This is a genomic window from Acetatifactor aquisgranensis (genome assembly GCF_943193215.1).
Classification (GTDB): Bacteria; Bacillota; Clostridia; order Lachnospirales; family Lachnospiraceae; genus Acetatifactor; species Acetatifactor aquisgranensis.
Window position 1 is genome coordinate 44,505 of the sequence record NZ_CALPDH010000024.1, and the last position, 15,434, is coordinate 59,938.

Here is a 15,434-nt window from a genome sequence, read left to right on the forward strand (position 1 = left end):
ACATGCGGTAATGGAAAAGGCGGACACCACTGCGTCCGCCATGCCCGCCGCTTTCCAGCTCTTATGTCTTATCTCAAACCATAATAAGTATACAGCATTTCAATGTAATCCTGCAGCCCCATGCTGTCCAGCTGATCCAGATACGCCTGCCACTCGCTGTCATCATTAATATTCTTTCTTCCCATGACGAACTCTGTATCTGTCGCCTTGATATAATCATTGATGGTAGCACTGTAGTCTGTAACCGCCTGCACTACCTGCTCGTCCTCGCACCAGACAATATCAGGAATATGGTGGTTTACATAATAGGGTTCATAAGTTTGTGCTGCTTTCAGCAATGTAAACGTATTGTCCGTTTCCTTGGTGCTCTCATCCAAAACAGCCGCATAGCGTATTTCCTCCTTGTCATAGCGGGGGAAACAGCCAGAGTTCCATAAATATTCCGGAATCAGCCTGTCAACCGTCAGCTTGACAGCCCCATTGGTGCCGTAAAGGTTCTGTTCATCCACCATCTCATAGGTAATCCCCTCCATGCCCCAAACGCCCATCCAGGAACCTTCTTCACTAATCAGATAATCCAGAATTTCAAACGCTTTCTCCGGATGTTCGCACTGGCTGCTGATAGCGCCTACCAGATTGAAGTTGCCGCCGAAACGGGCTGCAGACTGCTGATAATCACCCTTCAAAGGCGCCATAGCCTCATAAGTGAACCAGCTCATAACCGTAGTGTCGATTTCTGCCCCCTGATACCAGCAGGGGAAAGTGCCGATTTGAGCCTCCTGCCCATCCTTATTCAGTATTGCCTTGAAAGTAGCCTGATCCTGAGCATATGTCGCTTCATCAATCAGACCCTCCGCATAGAGATCCGCAATATAGGCCAGACCCTCTCTCCACTCATCTGTGATGGCAGAAAAATGGATTTCATTGTCCTCGGTGATATAGTAATAATTGTTTGTATACAGCTCAAAAGGATTCATCAGGAAACAGATAGGATCCGTCTGTCTTCCATTGTTATATCCCATCAGAGGAATTTCATCGCCCGCATCCCCGTTTCCATTGGCATCCTTATCCCGGATGTCGATCAGAAAATCCTTGAATTCCCCGGGAGTGGTCGGCGGAGCATCCCACCCGATATTTTCCAGCCAATCTGTACGGTACCACATCTTGTACTCAGATGCCTTATGCACTCCTGTGTCATTGTAGAAAAAAGTATAGATATTTCCGTCCGGGCTGGTCGTAATTCTACCCCCATTCCTTGTTGTCCTATGGCTGTTCTTTCTCCCCATGTGGCAGCATCACTACCCTGCCGCATGTACAGATATGCCAATTCCAACAATTAATATTGACTTTATTTTTAAAGAATAGTATAATTTGACATATTCCACAATCATGATTCTTGTCATTTCTGATTGAATATTGCTATTATGTGCAGAATGCTGTTTCTTATGAGACAGCATTTCCAATGCGGCCAGACCTATAAATTATGCCTTGCGGCAACAATTAGGAGGAATCCATGCGTCCAGACCACACAGCCAATGACAGCGACAGTCTGTTCAGATTTTTTGAACCCTCTGACGTTTCCACCATTTATCCACTATATATCGCTTCAGCGGGCTATGTCTCCGGTCATTCTGACGACTGTACGGGCAGCAAAAACGAAGACGGAGCTATTTTCCTGTACACCATCGCCGGGAATGGCCTTGTCCAGCAGAAAAGCAAGTCTGTATCCCTGCCCCCAAATTCCTGCTGCCTTATAGACTGCAGGAATGGATACCGTTATGAGGCCTCTCCTTCAGAAGAGACCTGGAGCTATTATTATCTCTGCCTAAACGGCAGAGGGCTCCTTTCCTATGCGCCCCATCTGTTCCAAACTCTCCGGTGCCTGTATCCGCTACAGCCGGAGCGCATCCTGGAAATCTGCCGCATTTTCCTGCACGAACTGCCAGGGAAAATGACTCTATCGGCTTCCAGAGCCTGTCTTCTTCTGCAGGAATTGCTCAACAGCCTTCTGGAGTCCCGTCTGTGCGCACAAGTCCCGGTGAAAAGCAATGTTTTAGGAGAACAGAATCCGCTTTCTCCGGCTTTCGCACATATCCGCGAACATTATGCCGAACTGATTACTGTAGACGAACTGGCACGGATATGCCATCTTTCCAAATACTATTTTGTTCATTTGTTCAAGGAATTTTGCGGGGAATCCCCCTATCAGTATCTGAGCAGATACCGTATAGATGTCGCCAAGCATCTCCTTGCCGACAAGAACATTCCGCTCCATCATGTGGCGGCTATGGTAGGGTATCCTACCTACACCAACTTTTTAATGCAATTTAAGAAATATGTAAACGCCCCCCGCACTGTTCCGAGAGAACCTTACCAGTTAGGCGCAAAAGCGTCTGTCTGCAAATGATCGGAAAACCACGATTTGTCTAAAAAGCAAGCAAAAAGGTCTTGGAACCGAACTCCATACAGTACCAGAGTTTATTTCCAAGACCCAGAATATCTGCAATCTCAATATTGTTCCCCGGCTATCCGAAAATCGCCGCTGTCTGGCTGGGGCAAATATGTCATCCTTGCCCCAGCCATGCGGCAAATTCCCTTTGGATGCGCGACTTTAACTCCGCTCTCTCCTCTTCTGTGACAAAGGCTCCCTCTGCGGCGTTGAGCGCCAGCTGTTTCAATGCATCGTCTGTCAGGGCGAACTGCTTCTTCAGCAGCAGATATTCTTTTTTCAGATTGGTATCGGAGACGGTCATATTGTCCGTGCTGACCGTGACATAAAGCCCTTTCTCCATGAATTCCGGCAGCGGGTAATCCTCCGGCGAGTCCACCGCCCTTGTCTGGAGATTGCTGGAATAGCACATTTCCAGATAAATCTTCCTGTCCCTGAGAAGCTCCATCAGCCCAGAGTCCTCCATGGCGCGTATTCCATGTCCGATGCGCAGGGCTCCCGATTCCAGCGCTTTCCTGACACTTTCCGCTCCGGCCGCTTCACCGGCGTGGATGACCACAGGCACATGACGTTCCTGTGCCCTGCCGAAGACATCGGAAAACATTTCTGTGGGATAGGCTGCCTCGTTTCCGGCCAGATCCACGGCACAGACGCCCTTTCCAAGGAATCTCTCCGCCGCGGCCACAGTCTCCGTATTTTCCGCCCCATTCCCCGCTCCGCGCATGCAGCACAAAATCAGCCCGGCAGATATCCCGAACTCCCTGATTCCCTGTCCAAGCCCTGAAACCGCCGCGTGTACGGCAGCTTCCTGGGTGAGCCCCTTTTGCGTGTGCAGCTGGGGCGCGAAACGGATTTCCGCATAGCACAGCCCTTGTGTCCGCAATCTCTTTAGCAGACGGTAGACCGCATATTCCATGCTCTCCTTAGTCTGCAGCACCTGAAGCGGAAGGGCGAATTTTTCCAGATATTCGCCCAGATTCCTGCAGCCCGGTTCTACCATGAGCATTTTCCTGATTTCTTCTTCCCGCTCCGCCGGAAGCGCCGCACCTGACATTTCCGCCAGTCGGAACATGTCTTCCGGATGGATGGAACCGTCAAGGTGTAAATGTAAATCAATCATCAGGGCCCCCTTTTGCAGATTTTTGTACTTATTATACTACATAGCGCCAGAATTTACCATACTGCATTGGTTAAACGTATATGGCTGGCGTTATGCAGTCAGGTTACTCGGTAATTTTAACTGTTAAGCAGTATATATTGTACCAAGTCTTTCGCGTGACAGCAAGAGCAAAAAGATTTTTATGGGACTCAGGAAAATATCAAAAACATCTTTCCCGGCTCTCTTAAATATGGTAGAATGTTGAAACGGAAAATGGGAGCGCAGGCTGCCGCCTGTGGCGCTGCCCATGAAATTCAGAAGGATAAAAGATATGATAAACAAAACCACATTGCGACAATCCCTGATCCTGTTCACAGCCGCCCTGATATGGGGCTTTACTTTTGTGGCCCAAAGCGTGGGCATGGACTATGTGGGCCCTTTCACTTTTATCGCGATGCGGAATATCGTCGCCCTGATGGTGCTGCTGCCCATGGCGGCCATCATGGACAGACACGGCAAAAAGCAGCCCCGGCAGACTGACCGGAAAAAGAACAACCGGCTGCTCCTTTTCGGCGGCGTCTGCTGCGGCATCTGCCTGTTTCTGGGAAGCACTTTGCAGCAGTTCGGCGTGAGGGATACCACTGTGGGCAAAGCGGGCTTCATCAGCGCGCTGTATATGGTGCTGGTGCCGCTGCTGGGGATTTTCCTGGGGAAAAAGATTGGACTGCGCATCTGGGCCGCCGTAGGGCTGGCGGCTTTTGGCATGTATCTGCTCTGCATGACAAAGGGGGACTTTCATCTGCAGAAAGGCGACTTGTACCTCTTTGCCTGTGCCATTGTCTTTTCCCTCCAGATTCTGTCCGTAGACCACTTCTCTCCCATGATGGACGGCGTGAAGCTCTCCTGTATGCAGACCCTGACCAACGCTGTCCTGGGCGCAATCTGTATGCTTTTGTTCGAGCGCCCGGATTTCGGCAGCATCCTTGCGGCCTGGATGCCGATTGTATACGCGGGGGCGCTCTCCAGCGGAATCGGCTACACTTTCCAGATCATCGGGCAAAAGAATCTGAATCCCGCCATCGCCTCCCTCATCATGAGCCTGGAATCCGTGATCTCTGCCCTGGCCGGATGGCTGCTCCTGGACCAGATTTTAAGTCCCAGGGAACTGGCCGGATGTGCGCTGACTTTCCTTGCCATCATTCTGGTGCAGCTGCCGGGGCGGAGCCAAAAGCGTATTGCGGAAAAACCGGGGAACAGCGCCTGATTCATTTCAATGGGTTGAGACTTTTTCAATCCATGCCCGGATTCCGCTTCCGGAGATTCCGTGTTGTCAGCCCTTTTTCTTTTTGCCCTATATCTTCACCCACCAATCCAACAGAACACAGTAATGATTGTCTCCAGAATCAGGCGGATGATGTGGTGATGGACATGGACTTTCTTTTGCCGAAAGCCGTTCATCAACGCACCGATGGAAATGCATATCATTCCGAAGATTAAAATGAGGATAAAGTTTCTGTTCCAGAACACGTTGCATACAGTGTATCCCAGATTCAACAGGCATCCCGCTGTTATGAATGCGGAGGATGCGCTTTTCGTTTTTTCGGCGGAATGTGCTTCTTCCGCGGGAAGCATCCTTCCCGTGGGATGCACCCTTCCTGTGGAATGCTTCTCTTCCATGGGATGCGTCTCTTCCGTGGGATGTGCACCCTTTCTGGAATGCTTTTTTTCCATATATAATGCGAACAACATCAGCGCCACATAGAGCACTACCAGAATACATCCAAAGATTTTCATCTCAATCCCCCTCGTTTCTCTTATATTCTAAAATATCTCCCGGCTGGCAGTCCAGCACATCGCAGATGGCTTCCAACGTGGAAAAACGGATGGCGCTGATTTTACCTGTCTTCATTTTGGACAGATTCACATTGGCCACGCCCACCTTTTCCGACAGCTCTTTCAGGGATATCTTCCGGTCTGCCATGACTCTGTCTAATCTCATGATGATTGGCATTTGCTTCACCTCACAAAGTTTCGTCCGATTCCTGCTGCAGGTCGCAGCCGTAGCTGAATATCAGGGAAATGCTGTAAATGATGGCCGCGATCATCAATCCGATTGCATTGACCCGCCAGGTCAATTCCCCGATGGTGTAATAGTCCACCAAAGCGTCGGAATAGCTTCCCACTATGCCCAGAACGGCAGTAACCAATGCGATTTTCCGGATTCGGACGGTGTTCCGGCGGGAAAATGGCGTGCAGCCCTTCTTCATTTCCTCGAAGATGGCGTGGACAAAAAAGATGGCCAGTGATATCAATGCCGTATCTACCAGCATGAATGCGAACATGGTCAAAAGGGGCCGCGGCCCAATGCCGATTGTAGTCCCGTTGTTGGCCGTGACTTCAAAGGCGGCGAGAAAAGAGGACTTTAGCTCTTCTCCCGAAAACAGCAGGATACCGATTGCCATCAGTGCCAGCGCCATGATGACAACGGAAACGATAAGCCCCAGTTTGAGGATAATGCTTATTTTTCGGCTCAGTTCTTTGACTTTCTGTTGACTTGGTTTCATCTGTTTCCCTCCTTGTGATAATAAACCTGATATTGATTATATGAGCAATATAGATGAAAGTCAATATTTATTTTATGATAATCGTTAATTTTTTTATGTTAAAATAGGGTTTGGTCAGATGGCGCCGCACCGTTTGACAGCAGTCGTCAAAAACCTGTTATGTCCGCTGAAGCCGCTTCATATTTAAAACCGCTAAAGATCAATAAGGAACCGAACCGCCAAAACGGCATTAATTTGACACAGTTCTGTCAATAAGACTTGCATATTCAAGATAAAACAAGTATAATCAAATACAAACAGGCTTTATCAATTGCAAATACGAAATCGAGGTATTAATTATGTTTATGGAAGAACGGCAGAAGGATATTCTTCGCAAAGTAAACCAAACAGGGCGAATCCTGGTATCAGAGATTCAGGAATGTTATCAAATTTCGGCGGATTGTGCAAGGCGGGACTTAAAAGTATTGGAAAGCAGAGGATTGTTGCAAAGAACACATGGCGGCGCCATTGCAGTTCATCCAAAAGAAATATACCCCACGCCGACATATAATCCAATAGACATAAAAGAAATACAGACTGATTATCTGGCAGTTGCCAAAAAAGCAATCGAATATATTCAAAACAAGGAGGTCATTTATATTACCACGTCTTTGGTCGGATATTATATGGCTGAAAACTTACCGGGAGATGTAACCATTACAGTATTGACCAATTCCGTTACCATTGCAGAAGTATTGCGAAAAAAAATAAATATATCCGTTATATTATTGGGCGGAGAAATGTCTCATCGTGGTCACTGCCATGATTTTTATACCATTCAAATGGTAAAAAATATCCGCATGGATAAAGCGTTTTTATCGCACGCAGCATTGTCTTTGGATTTTGGAGCCTCGATTCACAATCCCGCTGGTGTGGAATTTGGAAAAGCTGTTATGCAGAACAGCGGAATGAATATCGGGCTATATCCGTCTAAAAAGATAGGAAAAAATTCTATCCATTCTGTATGTGAGGTAAAAGATTATGATTTACTGATTACGGACGATAATGTATCTGAGGATTTTCTGATACAGGCAAGGGAACTCGGAGTGGCTATAGAAACAGTTAATTTGAAGGGAGCATGAAAAATGTATTGTATATTAGTGACCGGTATTCCGGCAGCAGGAAAAAGCACTATGGCAGAAGCCATGTCAGAAAGGTTGAAATTGCCTGTTATTTCAAAGGATACCATAAAAGAACTGCTGTTTGACAATGTTGGTTTTCAGTCGAGAGCAGAAAAAGTAAATCTTGGAATTGCCAGTATGGAAATCATGTATCATGTCGCAGGTCAACTTATGAAAGCGGGACAACCTTTTATACTGGAGAATAATTTTGAACATTCATCAGAACATGGAATAAAAAATCTTTTGGAAAAATATCAATATTCCGCATTGACCATTACCTTGACAGGTGATTACAAAGTTATCTACCAGCGTTTTCTGAAACGGGAAAGCAGTCCTGACAGGCACAGGGGACATGTAGAGAATGACTGTTATCCAGAAAAGAAAGAGAATCATCCGAAAACTCCAAAAACAAAAACTATTTCTTATGAAAACTTTGTCTGCGGAATAGAACAAAGGGGATTTGATGCCTTCCTGATTGATGGCAGACAAATCAAAGTTGACACCACAGACTTATCAAAAATAAATATGGAAGAATTATTTTCACAGATTGCGGCATGGAAGGAGGAGATTCCGCATGATTGATGCGCATGTTCATTTGGAAAAAGGCGATTATTCAGTAGAATGGATAGAACAGTTTATTAAGTATGCTGTAAAAAGAAATATAGACGAAATTTACTTCTTGGAACATACCCATATCTTCCAGGAATGCCGTAATCTATTGTAAAGTGTAATGTGCCAATTCTGACAGCGTCAGATGCCCACTCGCCACAAAATGTCGGCTTATATATTAAAGAAATGAACGACTTAATCCAATCTGACCATTTTTTTCTATTCGAAAGTATTTCGGGATGATGATATCGGCGGAAAATTGTACGAAAGATATTATATTTTCTTGCATAATGATGCATACCAGCGATGAAATCTGCCGATATGTACCCGGAATCTTTCGCTTGTGAGTCAAATGAGTCGGATTGCACGGTAAGTTTTCGTGATTGCGAAGCATAAAATCCAGCTCAAAGAATTGCCAGGGAAGCAAAATTTCAGCAATCATATGGAATTGTCTACAAATAACTGATGCGAGTTTATAGCCGTTTTCCTTGTATTTCCGGGCTTTCTCCTAAACAAGCTGCATCAGTTATTTTCCGACAGTTCCTATGTAGGAATCTACATGGGAAGGCTTAGCGGATTACGGACGCTTATTCTTTTGACAGCTTCTGCATGACGGAACTGCTGCAGAACGGGCAGCTGTTATACGGCGCCGAAATCCGCAATCAGCTTGCGCTGCCCGTCCTACTGGAGATTCCGGCGGTCTGCAGTATAAGTCTCCGGGCAATCCGCTTTGATGGTCTTGACCCTGAAGCAGAAGTACAGAATATGGAACAACCACACGCATCCCAGCACGATGCGGCCTACGGGAACCTGATCCATCATGAGGAATCCCACGGACATCAGCAGGGTCACCGTGACCATGATGCGTATCTTGGTCTTCCGGGTCATGCCCCTCCCCTGGACATAGCTTTCCAGGTTGTTCTTGTACAGCCGGGTATTGGTAAACCACTTATGCAGCCGCTCTGAGCTTTTGGCAAAGCAGTAGGAGGCCAGCAGCAAAAAGGGGAAGGCGGGAAGCAACGGAAGCACTGCGCCCAAAGCCCCAAGCCCTACCACGATACAGCCTATTACGACATAGAATAGCTTTTTCAGTTTCATGACACTTTCTCCAATCTTTTCTTCTCTTTTTTCGTCTCCATGAAGGATGGGGGCATCATCTTTTTTCCGCCTAACTCTTCCGCCCGGTTTTACTTTCCACCGTGTATACGGTATCGGCAATCCGCATAGTGGACTGGCGGTGGGATACCAGCGCCACTGTTCTACCCTCCCCTTCCTCGCAGAGGGATTTCAGGATGACCGCTTCGTTCAGGCTGTCCAGGTTGCTGGTGGGCTCATCCAGGAGCAGAAAGGGCGCGTCGTGGAGGAAAGCCCTGGCCAGCCCCAGCCGCTGGCGCTCTCCGCCCGACAGGGTGTCGCCCAGTTCGCCTACGGGCGTGTCGTACCCATTCGGCAAGGTCATGATGAAGTCATGGACGGATGCCTTTCTACAGGCGGCTTCTATCTCTTCCTCCGTGGCATCCAGTTTTGCGATTCTCAGATTGTTCCGGATGCTGTCGTGGAACAGATGGGTCTCCTGGGTGACAAAGCTTTCGCAGTCCCTCAGGGATGCTGTGTTGATGCTGTGGAGCGAAACGCCGGATATGCGGATATCCCCGCTGTCCGTCTTCCAGAAGCGCATGAGCAGTTTCAGCAGCGTGGATTTCCCGGAGCCGCTTTTGCCGGTGATGCCCGTGATCCGGCCCGGCTCGCACACAAGGCTCAGATCCTCCAGAATCCTTTCGTTCCCGTAGGAGAAGCTGACTTTCTCTGCCTTCGCGCCGCCGAAGGCCATTCTGTCGAGAGCAGCGCCCCCGGTGATTTCCTCCGCCACAGGCTCCTCGTCCAGGATGTCCAGCACTCTGTTCCCGGCGGCAAAAGTGCTCTGGAGGGTGCTTCCCAGATTGGCCAGGGCGATGGCCGGGCCGAAGGAAGAAAACAGGGCCGCCGTGGGGATCAGCACGCCGGAGAAATCCACTTTTCCGGCCTGACAGAGCATGGCACTGGCGAACAGCATGCACAGGTCAAAGAGCAGAATCACCGTGTTCGCGGCGGCCATGTTCCTTCCGGAGATGCGCTTCATGCGTCTCTCGTCGCCGGAGAGCCCGTCTGTCCTGGCGTTCATTTCCGCCAGGCGCGCTTCCCCCTGTCCGTACTGAAGCGTCTCAGGAAGCCCACGTAGGCTGTCGAGGACGAAGCTGCTCAGTTCCCCGGATTTGGCGCGGAATTCCATGGCGGCGTTTCTCCTGGGTGATTTTCCTCCGGGGATTCCGGCATTGTTAAGTCCTGTTCTGGCCGGGTCTGTCCCAGCCAGGCCTGTGGATTCAGAACATTCTCTGTCCGCAACAACTTTTACTATGCTTTCTCTACCAAAGCCACTTCGCCTTGTCCGCGCTCCACTGTTGCTTAACCTTGATGTCACCAACGGAATTACAACTCCGACCACAAGGTACGCCACAAGCGCCAAAAGTCCCAGCGCCGGGTGGAAGGCACCGATGAAAAGGCTCATGACCACGGTGAAAAGAAACGCTATCGCCACCGGAGAGATGGTGTGGGCATAGAAGACTTCCAGCAGCTCGATGTCCGAAGTAATCACCGAAATCAAATCCCCTTTGTCCCGGCCCTCCAGTTTGGCCGGACAGAGCTTCCGCAACGCCTGGAACACCTTATCCCGAATCAGCGCCAGCAGCTTGAAAGCGATATAGTGGTTGCATCCCTGTTCCGCATAGCGCAGCACCGCCCGCAGCAGGGCAAACAGCAGAACGCAGATGAACACTGTCTTCGCGCCTATTGCCGTTTCATACCCCAGCACGTCAAGCACCGCAAAGCCGCCCAGGATGGTGATAAAGGCGGCGCAGAGGTGTCCGATGAATCCCATGAGCACCGCCAGAATCATATAGCCTGTCAGCGGCTTCACAAGGCCGATCAGCCTTGCCATCACCGCGAATCCGCTTCGTCTCTTCATCTCTCCGCCGTCTCCTTTCTGTTTTCATCGCTTTTTGAATCCGCCGCCTCCTGCCGGGTATGCCCGAAATTCTCCAGGCTCTGCTGGGCGTTCCACAGCTTGGCGTACACGCTTCCCTTTGCCAGCAGCGTCTCATGGCTGCCGCTTTCCGCCACGTTTCCATGCTCCATCACGTAGATACGGTCGGAAACCGTCACATTGGCCAGGCGGTGGGAAATCAGGATGACGGTCTTCTTCCCCGCCAGCCGATGAATCTCCCCCATGATGTCGTTCTCACTCTCCACATCGATATTGGAGGTGGCTTCATCGAAAATATAGACCGGGCTGTCGTGGAGCAGGGCCCTGGCCAGCGCCAGTCTCTGGCATTGGCCGCCGGAAAGGTTGGAGGCCTTCTCCGCCAGGGCCGTGTCCAGTCCGTTCTCGCCTTTCAGGAAGTCCGCCAGCTTTACCCGCTCCAGCACGGCCCACAGCTCGCTGTCGGAAGCGCCTGGCCTGGCCGCGGTCAGGTTTTCCCGCACGGAGCCTTTGAACAGGTAGCTCTGGTGGCTGATGTAGGTCAGGTTCTTCATCAGGCTTTCCTCGGAAAGCTCCGACAGCTCCTGGCCGCCGATTTTCACCCAGCCGCTATAGCCCCTGCTCCGTCCCATGAGGATTGCTGCCACCGTGGATTTCCCGCAGCCGCTCTCGCCCACGATGGAGGTAAAGCTGCCTTTGGGGAATTCCATTTGGATGCCGTGGAGGATTTCCCTGCCCTCTTCATAAGAAAAACGCAGCCCCTGGCACACAATGGAGCAGTCCTCCGGAACCGGAACCGTCTTCGCCGCGGGCTCCGGCAGATCCAGCAGCCGGAAAATCTTGTCGCTGGCGGCCATGCCGTTCATGGCGATGTGGAAAAAGCTTCCCAGCTGCCGCATGGGGATGAAGAAGTCCGCCGCCAGCCAAATGATCAGAAGGCATCCCGCCAGGGACACTTTCCCAGCCCCAAACTGGGTCACCGCCATGATGATTCCCAGCGCCGCGCCGCCGTAGGCAATCAGGTCCATGATGGTGATGGAGTTCAGCTGCATGGTCAGCACTTTCATGGTGATTTTGCGGAATTTCTCCGATTCCTCGTTCATTTCCTGATTCTTGAAGCCGTCCGCCTGGTAGATTTTCAGGGTGGTCAGGCCCTGGAGGTTCTCCAGAAAGGTATCCCCCAGCGCCGTGTACTGGCCCCAGTATCTGGACAGCAGTTTCTTCGCCCAGGTCTGGACTGCCGCTATGGCCACAGGAATCAGCGGGACGCAGATCAGCAGCACCACGGCGGAGGGGACGTTCACAAAGCAGAGGTACCCGAACAGGGTCAGGGGCGCCAGCATGGCGTAAAAGAACTGGGGCAGATACGCGCCGAAGTAGGTCTCCAGCTGATCCACGCCCTCCACCGCCACCTGGACGATCTCCGAGGTCTTCACCTGTTCCCGGCAGGAAGTCCCCAGCTTCAGCAGCTTCCGATAGATTTTCTCCCGTAGGGTCTTTTTCACCGCTTTGGAGGACAGGTAGCTCATGGCGCTGGAGCCTGTGGTGCAGACGTAGCGGACAATGACGGCAAGGGCCGCCAGGATGGCCGTCGCCAGGATATCGCCGCTGCCCGCCGTGCCCCGGAACAGTCCGGCCAGCAGCCTAGTGATGGCTGTCATCATGACGATATTGGCGGCAAGGGAACACCACTGCAGCGCCACGTTCCCGGCTATGTATTTCTTGCTTTCGCTGACTGTGCCTATCAGCCTTTTATTGATCATCATGGCACATCCTCCTAGGCTAATATTAATTAGATTCATCTAACCTTGATTCAAATAAAGGCGACTACCCATTGTTAGTAGTCGCTAACTATATATAGTATACTCCCTATGGTACAATTTTGTCAACGATATTTTGGTTCTTTCTGATCTTGGTTGAAATGATAATCCATTTCCCATATTTTGTGTCTTTGCCGGAAACGCCTGGGCGGAAAGCAAAAATAAAGGGCTGACAAAAATCCTGTCAGCCCTCATCTGTTGCCATGGATCGCTGCCGTGGCGGTCACGGCTTTCTCCGGACGCTTCCCTCCGCCGCGGCAATCCAATCATGGCCTTCCCACGGATACGAGTTTACTTCCTCTTGACCGGGATCCATATCTCGCTCTCGTAATCCGCCGCCTGGGTATTCCCGCTTCCGCTGTACCATTCCACATTGCCCGGAAAAGCGATTTCATACTCCGGGTTGCCCGGCAGCCACTGGCTGAAGATCTTCGTGTTCACCGCCTGTATGGCCTCCGGCATGGGGCCTGTGCAGCGGAACTTGGCCCAGGTCAGCTCCGGGAACCGGAACACCGACATCCCCTGGGGCACCTTTCCTCCATGGTAATCGCCCGCTATCATATAGCGGAATTTCCCACTCCCCACGTCTTCGATGCAGACGCCGTACATCCCGATGCCGCAGCTGCGAATCACTTCTTCCTCCTCATTCCGGGGCTCTTTCCCGGCGCACAGGCCAGCCATCTTCCCGGCGCGCACCTCATTCCAAAAACCGGGGATTTCCCGGTGCGCATCCTCAAAGCCGAACTGCCTCTCATAACCGATTACCTGGAACGCAATCTTCTCCTCCACACGATAGTCCATCTCATTTCCTCCTTTGATGTCCACTTGTATTTTCAGAGGCAGGAATACCCTGATGCCGGCCGGATTCGCCCTCACCTGCACGGGCGTGGCCCCATGGAACCTGGAAAACGCCCTGGAGAAGCTCTCCGGCGTCTCATAGCCATACTTGAACGCCAGGTCGATCAGTCTCTCCTTGTCGGCGATGATGTCCAGCGCTGCCAGATAAAGCCTTCTGTTCCGGATATACTCTGCGCAGGAATACCCGGTCATGACCTTGAAGCCCTTCTGCAGATAGAACTGCGAGAGGTACACCGCCCCGGCCACCTCTTCCGCCCCCTGCAAAGTCAGCAGATTCGTCTCCATGTAGTCTATGGATTTCCGTATGCTCTCCAACCAGTCCATCTTAGTTCCTCCCGGGAACTGTCACTGTTCCCTGTCCTCTGATGGGATTATGATAACATCTGTCGGCCGCTTTCGTCCTGACTTTTCCGGCACGAATCTGTCCGCGTGGACAGAGACCGCCGGAATCGTCTTTCCGGAAAGCGGATAGCTGCAAAATGACGAAACCCCCCGGTCTCAGACCGAAACCGCCGCCCCGTTCCTCTTCCGGGACTCCTCCGCCAGGAACACCAGCCTGTGGCCGGTCATGGAATCGTCCAGAGTGGTGCAGCAGGGCGAGGGCTCCCCGCCCCGGAGCAATGTGACGAAATCGTGGATGATGGCCTGATCCCCGCCGCCGTGGGCATTCCCGTGCTGGTCCCGGGAGACGTCCACCACCTCGGTGATCCTTCCCCCGGGCGCGTCCGGGGCGATACGGTGCACGGTGAACCGCTCTTCCTCGAAGAGCCCCAGGATTTCCCCCTTGGTGCCCGTGATGTGGATGTGCCGTCCCGAGGCGGAAGCGCCGCCGTTCATGGAAAATGTCCCCGTAGCGCCGTCCGCGAAGCTTACCAGCATGGACTGGTGGTCCACAATCTGGAGATTGCAGCGGTATACGCAGCGGCTGAAGGGATTCTCCGGGTCGCTGAGCACAGCCGTCTTCTCCTCCTCGGATATCTTCTCGTAGCCGATGTCATGCCAGATATTGCCTGTCCAGCGCTGGGGATGCTCTATATAGAGTCCTCTGGCCGAATAGGGGCATGTCCCCTCTATGGGGCAGTCGATCAGGCAATGGTTCCCCGCGCCCTCGGGCGCCATCTCTGGCTTGAACTGGAATATGTTCCCCACGCTGGACACGCTCACGGGGTCGTTCCCCCGCATGAGCCAGGTCATGATATCGATGTCATGGCAGGATTTGGACAGCAGCATGCCGGAGCCGCATATCTCCGGGGAGGCGTACTTTCCCCTCACGTACGACACGGATTCATGGAAGTAGCTCACCTGCTCCGCCATCCGGATGTCCACCACTTTGCCGATTCCTCCCGCCGTGAGGATTTCTTTGATTTTCCGATAAAAAGGGGCGTAGCGCAGCACATGGCAGACCATGATATGCCGGTCCGTCACATGCTCGCAGGTGAGCAGCCGCTCCGCTTCATGCATGTTCACCGCAAAGGGCTTTTCCAGCAGGATGTCATAGCCGTGCCGCAGCAGCGGCAGGGACGTGGGCACATGCTGCTGGTCCATGGTGCCGTTGATGACGCCGTCCGCGAACTTCGGCACTGCCACCAGCTCCTCCACGGAGGAGAAGCAGTGCTCCTCCGGGATTCCGAAGGTCTCACGAGCCGTCCGTATCCGCTCGGGATTGATATCCACCACGCCCACGATCTGGAACAGATCCGGATGCTCCAATGCCTCACGGGCATAAACCATGGACCTGACGCCCATGCCTACGATGATAATGCGAATTGGTCTTGATGTCATTTTCTTCTTGCCATTCCTTCCCGGTAAAATCGGCAGCTCTATTCTGTGCAAACGGAGCGGCTTCTTTCATTTTCCTA

Annotated in this window: 14 protein-coding genes; 4 read left to right on the forward strand and 10 right to left on the reverse strand. The window is 51.5% G+C overall.

The window, feature by feature from the left end:
- Window positions 1-68: 68 nt before the first annotated feature.
- Window positions 69-1,286 (reverse strand): type 2 periplasmic-binding domain-containing protein, encoded by a 1,218-nt coding sequence (locus NFS35_RS19405; protein ID WP_251208752.1) that lies wholly within the window; start codon window positions 1,284-1,286, stop codon window positions 69-71.
- A gap of 227 nt (window positions 1,287-1,513) precedes the next feature.
- Between NFS35_RS19405 and NFS35_RS19410 the strand changes: the two genes are divergently transcribed.
- A complete protein-coding gene (locus NFS35_RS19410; RefSeq protein WP_251208753.1) occupies window positions 1,514-2,407 on the forward strand; it encodes a helix-turn-helix domain-containing protein in 894 nt (297 codons plus the stop codon).
- A gap of 157 nt (window positions 2,408-2,564) precedes the next feature.
- On the opposite strand, the gene add is transcribed toward NFS35_RS19410, so the two are convergent.
- Window positions 2,565-3,569 (reverse strand): adenosine deaminase, encoded by a 1,005-nt coding sequence (add, locus tag NFS35_RS19415; protein ID WP_251208754.1) that lies wholly within the window; start codon window positions 3,567-3,569, stop codon window positions 2,565-2,567.
- A 310-nt stretch (window positions 3,570-3,879) separates the two neighbouring features.
- Here add and NFS35_RS19420 point away from each other — a divergent pair, with 310 nt between their 5' ends.
- Window positions 3,880-4,812 carry a DMT family transporter gene (locus tag NFS35_RS19420; protein ID WP_251208755.1) on the forward strand — a complete coding sequence of 311 codons (933 nt, stop codon included), beginning with the start codon at window positions 3,880-3,882 and terminating at the stop codon, window positions 4,810-4,812.
- Window positions 4,813-4,907: 95 nt separating this feature from the next.
- Here NFS35_RS19420 and NFS35_RS19425 read toward each other — a convergent pair whose 3' ends face one another.
- Genes NFS35_RS19425 through NFS35_RS19435 form a run of 3 tightly spaced genes read right to left on the reverse strand, consistent with a single transcriptional unit; the run spans window position 4,908 to window position 6,112 of the window.
- On the reverse strand, window positions 4,908-5,342 hold the full coding sequence (locus NFS35_RS19425; RefSeq protein ID WP_251208756.1) for a hypothetical protein: 435 nt from the start codon (window positions 5,340-5,342) through the stop codon (window positions 4,908-4,910).
- 1 nt (window position 5,343) lies between these two features.
- On the reverse strand, window positions 5,344-5,559 hold the full coding sequence (locus NFS35_RS19430) for a helix-turn-helix domain-containing protein (RefSeq protein WP_251208757.1): 216 nt from the start codon (window positions 5,557-5,559) through the stop codon (window positions 5,344-5,346).
- A 10-nt stretch (window positions 5,560-5,569) separates the two neighbouring features.
- A complete protein-coding gene (locus NFS35_RS19435; RefSeq protein WP_251208758.1) occupies window positions 5,570-6,112 on the reverse strand; it encodes a DUF2975 domain-containing protein in 543 nt (180 codons plus the stop codon).
- A gap of 338 nt (window positions 6,113-6,450) precedes the next feature.
- On the opposite strand from NFS35_RS19435, the gene NFS35_RS19440 reads away from it, so the two are divergent.
- Together NFS35_RS19440 and NFS35_RS19445 are read left to right on the forward strand one after the other, a co-directional pair.
- Entirely contained in the window at window positions 6,451-7,233 is a 783-nt protein-coding gene (locus tag NFS35_RS19440) for a DeoR/GlpR family DNA-binding transcription regulator (protein ID WP_251208759.1), read from the forward strand.
- Window positions 7,234-7,236: 3 nt separating this feature from the next.
- Complete coding sequence (locus NFS35_RS19445; RefSeq protein WP_251208760.1) at window positions 7,237-7,854, forward strand: AAA family ATPase; 618 nt, start codon at window positions 7,237-7,239, stop codon at window positions 7,852-7,854.
- Window positions 7,855-8,562: 708 nt separating this feature from the next.
- Here NFS35_RS19445 and NFS35_RS19450 read toward each other — a convergent pair.
- From NFS35_RS19450 to NFS35_RS19470, 5 genes are all read right to left on the reverse strand, one after another.
- A complete protein-coding gene (locus tag NFS35_RS19450) occupies window positions 8,563-8,979 on the reverse strand; it encodes a YbaN family protein (RefSeq protein WP_251208761.1) in 417 nt (138 codons plus the stop codon).
- Between the two features lie 70 nt (window positions 8,980-9,049).
- Window positions 9,050-10,882, reverse strand: a complete 1,833-nt coding sequence (locus NFS35_RS19455; RefSeq protein ID WP_251208762.1) for an amino acid ABC transporter ATP-binding/permease protein — start codon at window positions 10,880-10,882, stop codon at window positions 9,050-9,052.
- Window positions 10,879-12,663 (reverse strand): ABC transporter ATP-binding protein/permease, encoded by a 1,785-nt coding sequence (locus tag NFS35_RS19460; RefSeq protein WP_251208763.1) that lies wholly within the window; start codon window positions 12,661-12,663, stop codon window positions 10,879-10,881. The genes NFS35_RS19455 and NFS35_RS19460 overlap by 4 nt, the downstream gene beginning before the upstream one ends.
- A gap of 345 nt (window positions 12,664-13,008) precedes the next feature.
- A complete protein-coding gene (locus NFS35_RS19465) occupies window positions 13,009-13,899 on the reverse strand; it encodes an AraC family transcriptional regulator (protein ID WP_251208764.1) in 891 nt (296 codons plus the stop codon).
- A 174-nt stretch (window positions 13,900-14,073) separates the two neighbouring features.
- Entirely contained in the window at window positions 14,074-15,357 is a 1,284-nt protein-coding gene (locus tag NFS35_RS19470) for a Gfo/Idh/MocA family protein (RefSeq protein ID WP_251208765.1), read from the reverse strand.
- Between the last annotated feature and the right edge of the window lie 77 nt (window positions 15,358-15,434).

Bases quoted from the DNA above. Each gene is read 5' to 3' on its own strand.
- NFS35_RS19405 (WP_251208752.1), bottom strand. From the start codon at position 1,286: ATGGGGAGAAAGAACAGCCATAGGACAACAAGGAATGGGGGTAGAATT.
- NFS35_RS19410 (WP_251208753.1), top strand. From the start codon at position 1,514: ATGCGTCCAGACCACACAGCCAATGACAGCGACAGTCTGTTCAGATTT.
- add (WP_251208754.1), bottom strand. From the start codon at position 3,569: ATGATTGATTTACATTTACACCTTGACGGTTCCATCCATCCGGAAGAC.
- NFS35_RS19420 (WP_251208755.1), top strand. From the start codon at position 3,880: ATGATAAACAAAACCACATTGCGACAATCCCTGATCCTGTTCACAGCC.
- NFS35_RS19425 (WP_251208756.1), bottom strand. From the start codon at position 5,342: ATGAAAATCTTTGGATGTATTCTGGTAGTGCTCTATGTGGCGCTGATG.
- NFS35_RS19430 (WP_251208757.1), bottom strand. From the start codon at position 5,559: ATGCCAATCATCATGAGATTAGACAGAGTCATGGCAGACCGGAAGATA.
- NFS35_RS19435 (WP_251208758.1), bottom strand. From the start codon at position 6,112: ATGAAACCAAGTCAACAGAAAGTCAAAGAACTGAGCCGAAAAATAAGC.
- NFS35_RS19440 (WP_251208759.1), top strand. From the start codon at position 6,451: ATGTTTATGGAAGAACGGCAGAAGGATATTCTTCGCAAAGTAAACCAA.
- NFS35_RS19445 (WP_251208760.1), top strand. From the start codon at position 7,237: ATGTATTGTATATTAGTGACCGGTATTCCGGCAGCAGGAAAAAGCACT.
- NFS35_RS19450 (WP_251208761.1), bottom strand. From the start codon at position 8,979: ATGAAACTGAAAAAGCTATTCTATGTCGTAATAGGCTGTATCGTGGTA.
- NFS35_RS19455 (WP_251208762.1), bottom strand. From the start codon at position 10,882: ATGAAGAGACGAAGCGGATTCGCGGTGATGGCAAGGCTGATCGGCCTT.
- NFS35_RS19460 (WP_251208763.1), bottom strand. From the start codon at position 12,663: ATGATGATCAATAAAAGGCTGATAGGCACAGTCAGCGAAAGCAAGAAA.
- NFS35_RS19465 (WP_251208764.1), bottom strand. From the start codon at position 13,899: ATGGACTGGTTGGAGAGCATACGGAAATCCATAGACTACATGGAGACG.
- NFS35_RS19470 (WP_251208765.1), bottom strand. From the start codon at position 15,357: ATGACATCAAGACCAATTCGCATTATCATCGTAGGCATGGGCGTCAGG.